We start from the raw sequence: 4,493 nt of genomic DNA, 5'->3' as shown, positions 1-4,493 counted from the left end.
GCATAGTTAATTTCTAATCTCGAAATTATTAAACAATTACTAATGAATACTTTTGTGCTACTTAAAATAATATAAATGGACAGGCGATTATCGGAGGTTGGAGTTGGCAAAGCTGTAATTATAAAACACTTTGAAAACGATGATATTTTTTTAAAACTGATGGAAATGGGCTGTGTGCCGGGTGAAAAAATTATTATTGACCAGGTGGCTCCATTAGGAGATCCTATTTCGATATTAGTAGCTGGTTACCGGCTTAGCTTAAGGTTAAATGAAGCAGAAAATATTTGGGTTGAAGAAATTGCAATCCTGTCAAAATAAATTATAAACAATTGATTATCAGTTAAATAATGACAGTTGGCTTATATTTTGGCTCTTTCAACCCCGTTCATGTCGGACATTTGATTATAGCTAATCATGTTATTAATACAACTTCTTTAAACCAGGTCTGGTTTGTAGTTTCTCCTCAAAATCCATTTAAAAATCCTGCCTCATTATTAAATGAGTATCAACGTTTGCACTTAGTGAATATCGCTATTGATGGCGAAACAAAACTAAGAAGCAGCAATGTAGAATTTAAATTACCCAAGCCTTCCTACACGGTTGATACGCTTACTTATCTTACAGAAAAACATCCCGAAATTGAATTTGCCATTATTATAGGCAGCGATGGTTTTCAAAATTTAGATAAGTGGAAGAATTATCAGCTCCTGATAAAAAATTACTCTTTTTACATTTATAAAAGGCCGGGCTTTGAAATTACTGAAACCTTTGGTGCTACAATTATTATGCTGGAAGCTCCGCTTCTGGATATATCAAGCACCCGTATTCGAAGTTTGATAAAAGAAAAAAAATCTATCCGGTTTTTGGTACCCGATGTGGTTAAAGAAGAAATTGAAAGAAATAGCTATTATAAAGTATAATTAAAATAACCAGCCTAACCCTAAACAAAATAACACAATAAAAGGTGCAGGTATTTTTGTTAACTGAAGTATTAAAAAAGTTGCGGCAATTACGCCGATATTCAAAAAACTGATATTGTTAAAAGGTAAAATTGAAACATCTTTTAGTAAGTATAAAGTTGCCGCCCACATAATACCCACCACCACGGCATTAATACCTTCCAGCGCACGGTAAACCACCACATATTTTTTTAAGTATTGCCAAACAGGGAAGAAAAATAAAACCAGTAAAGCGCTGGGTAAAAAAATTGCAACGGCACCAATTATACAGCCCAAAAGTTGCATTTCAACTCCTTCATTTTTCATAGCCATACCGCCGGTAAAAGAAGCAATTGAAAAAACAGGCCCGGGTATTGCACGTACCATTCCTGCACCGGTTAACAATTCCTCTCTTTCAATACGGATAACATTTTGATCTTTCTTTTGCATCCTTTCGGAGGTTGGCCTTGCAACATATTGGTCCAGCATTAAAGGAATCAACACATCTCCTCCTCCAAAAACAATACTACCAAAGCGATAAAAATTCTCAAAGAGATTATACGATTTGCGGTTCTCCCAGTTTTGTTTTCTTGCCGCCTCACTCAAAAAAGCGGCGACTAAAAAAATTAACCCAAACAGCCAGATATTTGTCCAGCGTACCTGTTTTGGTTTAATAACTTCTTTTTGCGGAATACGTTTGCTGCTGAAATTTGTAGCAATACCACCTGCTATTATTAGAGCAGGAAATACCCATGGCGTTTTAAATAAAAAGTAGGTAGCCGCCATAGCCAACAGCATTATTATTTGAGTAATAAAATTATTTACAGAAATTTTAAATGCTTTAAAAGCTGCATAAGCCAAAAAGCCGATAGCCATAGGTTGTATAAACTGGAAAATGCTGGTATTTAATTTTTCTTTTCCAATACCTGTAACCAAAAAAGATAAGCCACCCATTAAAAAACAGGCAGGTAAAATCCAGATAATTAAAGTTAAAACAGCTAAGGGTACTCCACCACGTTTGTACCCTATAAGCGTAAGGGTTTGGGTGGATGAAGCTCCCGGCAATAACTGGCAAAATGAGGTGTACTCCATCAACTCCTCTTTTGTTAAATCCCGTCTTCTATCTACAAAAGTTTTCATCATCATACCCATATGGCCCTGTGGCCCGCCAAAAGCAGTAACGCTGTGCAGCAACACTGCTTTTAAAAAAGGAATATGCCGGAGTAGTTTCAACTTATCTTTAAAAGATTATTTTTTCAATCCTATTTCTCTAAGGCGTTCATCAAGGTATTCACCTGCAGTAGCATCAGGGTATGCTTTTGGATGCTCCGCATCAATGCAACTATCAAGGCATTGAAGACTCATACTGCTTTTTGGATGAAGGAAGAAAGGAATTGAAAAACGGGAAGTATGCCATAACTCCCTTGCAGGATTTACAACACGGTGTGTGGTGCTGCGTAATTTATTGTTGGTTAGCCGCTGTAGCATATCCCCAACATTTACCACAATTTGTTCAGGTAAAGAAGTTACTCCAACCCACTCATTTTGCTTCGTTAAAATTTGCAAACCATCTGCAGACGCACCCACCAAAAGCGTAATCAAGTTAATATCTTCATGCTGTTCGGCACGTATGGCACTTTTAGGCTCGCTGGTAATGGGCGGGTAATGTATAGACCGCAGAATAGAATTTCCGTTGTGTACATACTCATCAAAATAATGCTCATCCAATCCTAAATACAAAGCAATAGCCTGTAATAAAGCGGTACCCGATTTTTCAAAAGCCCGGTAAGCCTTATCAAATGTGGGGTTGAATTTTGCAATTTGATTTACGGTAACGTTTGGCGGATACTCTTCTTCTTTAAAATTATCTCTTGGCACCTGGCCATATTGAAAAAATTCTTTTAAGTCCGGCGCATCGCTGCCTTTGGCGTGTTCTTTACCAAAACTGGTGTAACCTCTCTGGCCAGCCAGTTCAGGAATTTCATACTTTCTTTTTTGATCTGATGGAAGAGAAAAAAACTCCTGTACATATTTGTATAGATCACTTATTAATTCGTCGGGAACACCATGGTTTTTTACAGCAACAAAGCCAACATCTTCATAAGCTTTACCTAATTCCTGTACAAAAGTAGCTTTACGAACCGGGTCGCCACTTAAAAATTCTGCTAAATCAACTGAAGGAATGGCCATAAATTTTTCATTTAAGATTAACGAATGTAGATTTGAGTATGAAAAATTACAAAACTTATTGTTTACAGCGAACTATTACTCAAAACTTTTTATTTTTTGTAACGGTGATTTTACTTTTTTCCTGTGCCAATAAAAATTATTCCTCTGCTTCAGCATACCAATTTAAAAGTGCTGATAAAAAACCTGATTACAATAATCTTGATTACTGGGCTGCTCACCCCTGGAAAAAAGATCTGTCGGATAGTGTGCCAAAACCTTTACGTAATTCCTATATTTCTGATAGTTCTGTTGATGTTTTCTTTCTTCATCCTACCACATTAACAGATAAAAATGACAGCCGCCGGAATGCTGATATTGATGATGCTGCAATAAACTCAAAAACTGATTACTCAACTATTTTATACCAGGCAAGTGCTTTTAATGAACAAACGAGGGTTTTTGCACCAAGATACAGGCAGGCGCATATAAAAGCATTTTATATTCCTGAAAAAGAGGCAGAAAAATATTTTGATACTGCTTATGAAGATATAAGAACAGCTTTTTTATTTTATCTTACAAATTTAAATAATGGCCGGCCAATTATTATTGCAGCACACAGCCAGGGTACAAAACATGCAGGAAAATTATTGAAAGAATTTTTTGATAATAAACCATTGCAAAATAAATTAGTTTGTGCCTATATTATTGGATTACCTGTTCCTGAAAATTATTTTAGCGGTTTACAACCTTGCAAAGACTCCGCAGCTACCGGATGTTTTGTAAGCTGGCGCACTTACAAAAGAGGATATGAAATTAACAAAGTAGAAAATTTTAAAGCAGTAGTTATTAATCCTCTAACATGGACAATGGATACTTCATTTGTTTCTGCAAAGCAAAATAATGGAGGCGTATTATTAAAATTTAATAAAATTGTACCGCATGTGGTTGATGCTAATATTCATAATAATATTTTATGGACCAGTAAACCAAATGTTTTTGGAAAAATATTATTCAATAAAAAAAATTTTCACGTAGGTGATATAAACTTATTTTACATGAACATAAGGCAAAATGTAAAAACAAGGATTGGTGCTTTTTGGAAACAGTAAGGTTTACCTCGGATCATACAAATTTCCACAGAAAAAAATCTATAATTTCAATCTACTATTTTATTCTTCTCCATTTCCCTCCCCTGCGGGGAGGATAGGTGGGGCTTTACAAACCATACCTGGCACTTATTTCCAGCATTCTGTCAATTGGTTTTTTAGCAGCAAGACGTAATTCTTCATCCATGATAATTTCTGGCAATTCATACTCCATACATAAATACAATTTCTCCAAAGTGTTTAATTTCATGTGCGGACAATCGTTGCAGGCGCAACTGTT

Annotated in this window: 6 protein-coding genes; 3 read left to right on the top strand and 3 right to left on the bottom strand. The window is 35.7% G+C overall.

All coding sequences use genetic code 11. From position 1 onward, the window contains the following. Positions 1 to 75: 75 nt before the first annotated feature. Both ACY65O_RS07150 and nadD read left to right on the top strand, forming a co-directional pair. A complete protein-coding gene (locus ACY65O_RS07150) occupies positions 76 to 318 on the top strand; it encodes a FeoA family protein (protein WP_462220165.1) in 243 nt (80 codons plus the stop codon). 29 nt (positions 319 to 347) lie between these two features. Next, positions 348 to 920 carry a nicotinate (nicotinamide) nucleotide adenylyltransferase gene (gene nadD / locus ACY65O_RS07145; protein WP_462220164.1) on the top strand — a complete coding sequence of 191 codons (573 nt, stop codon included), beginning with the start codon at positions 348 to 350 and terminating at the stop codon, positions 918 to 920. Here the strand turns inward: nadD and ACY65O_RS07140 are convergent, their stop codons facing one another. Together ACY65O_RS07140 and ACY65O_RS07135 are read right to left on the bottom strand one after the other, a co-directional pair. Continuing rightward, on the bottom strand, positions 921 to 2,171 hold the full coding sequence (locus tag ACY65O_RS07140) for a chromate transporter (protein ID WP_462220163.1): 1,251 nt from the start codon (positions 2,169 to 2,171) through the stop codon (positions 921 to 923). It abuts the gene before it with no gap. A gap of 15 nt (positions 2,172 to 2,186) precedes the next feature. Beyond that, positions 2,187 to 3,128, bottom strand: coding sequence for an isopenicillin N synthase family dioxygenase (locus ACY65O_RS07135; protein ID WP_462220162.1), 942 nt, complete (start codon positions 3,126 to 3,128; stop codon positions 2,187 to 2,189). A gap of 38 nt (positions 3,129 to 3,166) precedes the next feature. Here ACY65O_RS07135 and ACY65O_RS07130 point away from each other — a divergent pair, with 38 nt between their 5' ends. After that, the gene (locus tag ACY65O_RS07130; protein ID WP_462220161.1) at positions 3,167 to 4,216 is read left to right on the top strand and encodes a DUF3089 domain-containing protein; all 1,050 of its coding nucleotides are present in this window, start codon (positions 3,167 to 3,169) and stop codon (positions 4,214 to 4,216) included. A gap of 106 nt (positions 4,217 to 4,322) precedes the next feature. On the opposite strand, the gene nadA is transcribed toward ACY65O_RS07130, so the two are convergent. Further along, positions 4,323 to 4,493: quinolinate synthase NadA (gene nadA / locus ACY65O_RS07125; protein ID WP_462220166.1), on the bottom strand; the 171-nt coding region annotated here is incomplete at its 5' end.

Origin of the sequence: Ferruginibacter sp., from assembly GCF_031430955.1 — a bacterium.
GTDB lineage: Bacteria > Bacteroidota > Bacteroidia > Chitinophagales > Chitinophagaceae > Ferruginibacter.
The sequence above is the reverse complement of the archived record's forward strand: the minus strand, read 5'-3'. Positions and strand labels throughout refer to the sequence as shown.

What these genes read in the sequence shown, in the direction of transcription:
- ACY65O_RS07150 (WP_462220165.1), top strand. Translation starts at nt 76, where the DNA reads ATGGACAGGCGATTATCGGAGGTTGGAGTTGGCAAAGCTGTAATTATA.
- ACY65O_RS07135 (WP_462220162.1), bottom strand. Translation starts at nt 3,128, where the DNA reads ATGGCCATTCCTTCAGTTGATTTAGCAGAATTTTTAAGTGGCGACCCG.
- nadD (WP_462220164.1), top strand. Translation starts at nt 348, where the DNA reads ATGACAGTTGGCTTATATTTTGGCTCTTTCAACCCCGTTCATGTCGGA.
- ACY65O_RS07130 (WP_462220161.1), top strand. Translation starts at nt 3,167, where the DNA reads ATGAAAAATTACAAAACTTATTGTTTACAGCGAACTATTACTCAAAAC.